Below are 1,462 nucleotides of genomic sequence, written 5' to 3'. Positions count from 1 at the left end.
CAGATCGCCTATCTCATCAATCAGGGCTGGAACCCCGGCATCGAGCATGTGGAACCTGAACGCGCATCGACATACTACTGGTACATGTGGAAGTTACCCATGTTCGGCGAACAGTCGGTGGACACCGTGATCGCGGAGTTGGAAGCATGCCATCGCGCTCACCCCGGCCATCACGTGCGCCTGGTCGGGTATGACAATTACTCGCAGAGCCAGGGCAGCGCTTTTGTGGTGTTTCGCGGGCGCTAAGCAAGAGGGGTGCGGGATTATCCGGCGGATGGCCCGCGCAGGGGTTTGATGGATACGGAAGGATCAAGGCATGAGCGACTCTATGGCAAACAATACGGCGTCCCCGCGCTCGACACGTGCCGCCGCGCTGGAGCGGCGGCGGGCGTTGTCGCACAACGGTGCCGCCGCGCTGGGGGCGAAGTCCGCCGCACGGACAACGGGCAATACGGCGGCCCTGGCGACGCCGGGGGCTACCGGCAGGTCGCTTTCCCGTGCCCGCCGTGCAGCCTTGTCGCAAGGTGGTGCCATAGAAGCGACGCAGACCAACCCTGCGGCACGCGCGGGGATTCGTGTGCTTGCCTCAGATCGTCCGATGACCACCGCGCCTGTGGAAACGCTTGCCGCGGCGCCAGGCGCCGCCTCTTCTGAGCGCTGCGGCTGCCAGGGGAAGGCGGCCACTGAAAGCGCCGAACGGGAACAATTGCTCGCAGCGGTATGCGCGCTGGTAGACGAAGATCCGGCGTCGGTGGCCGGGCCGAGCGCCTCCGCGGTGCGCAAACTCTGCCAGGAGCGGCGTCGCGCGCTTTCCCGTCAGGGGAAAATGGCAGAAGAGCCATCAGAGCCATCTCGGGCCCGTGTTTCGCGTACATCGCAGAACAACAACGCATCCACGTCCGGTGCGGCGACGGGATTGCGCGGGCGCGGCGCAGCCCAGAGGCGCCGTGACGTGCTCTGCCAGCAAGGACGCGGCGACCAGCCGGCGTGCCGACCCAGCGGTCGGACCCGCCAGAAGCCTGCAGTACCTGCCAAAGTGGAGCAAGGGACTACCCTGAGTGGCACATCTGTGACCGGCACCCAGGTGGAGCGGAGCACCAAGGTCACCGGTGCCGAGCCGGGCAGTTGCCGTGCCATCACGGGCACTGAATATATCGGCACCGAGCAATACGACACCCTCTGCGCCGCCATCCCCGATCCGGCTCCGGCCAAGGTGAGCGTAGGCCGTACCGCCCGAGGCCAGAGCGTAAGTGGTGCGGAGATGGGCCGTAGCGTGAAGGTCACCGGCGACGAACACGGCGCCTGCAAGGCCGTGACCGGCACCGAATATCTCAGCGCCGACACATTTGAATCCTTTTGCGCAACCCGGCCGGCGCTTACGCCGGCCAAGGTCGGCGTAAGCGCCACCGAGGCGGGTCAGCGCGTGAGTGGAACCGAAGTCGGACGCAGCGTCAGGGTGACC

At 66.3% G+C, this 1,462-nt stretch carries 2 protein-coding genes; both read left to right on the top strand.

Annotated elements, in window-relative coordinates:
• On the top strand, positions 1 to 246 hold a 246-nt coding region (locus tag HF921_RS12455; protein WP_215893922.1), incomplete at its 5' end, for a ribulose bisphosphate carboxylase small subunit.
• 70 nt (positions 247 to 316) lie between these two features.
• A partial coding sequence (locus HF921_RS12450; protein ID WP_215893921.1) for a CsoS2 family carboxysome shell protein occupies positions 317 to 1,462 on the top strand: 1,146 nt, incomplete at its 3' end.

The organism is Acidithiobacillus ferriphilus, from assembly GCF_018854775.1.
Lineage (GTDB): Bacteria > Pseudomonadota > Gammaproteobacteria > Acidithiobacillales > Acidithiobacillaceae > Acidithiobacillus > Acidithiobacillus ferriphilus.
Note: the sequence above shows the minus strand (reverse complement) of the source record. Positions and strands in the feature narration are given on the sequence as shown.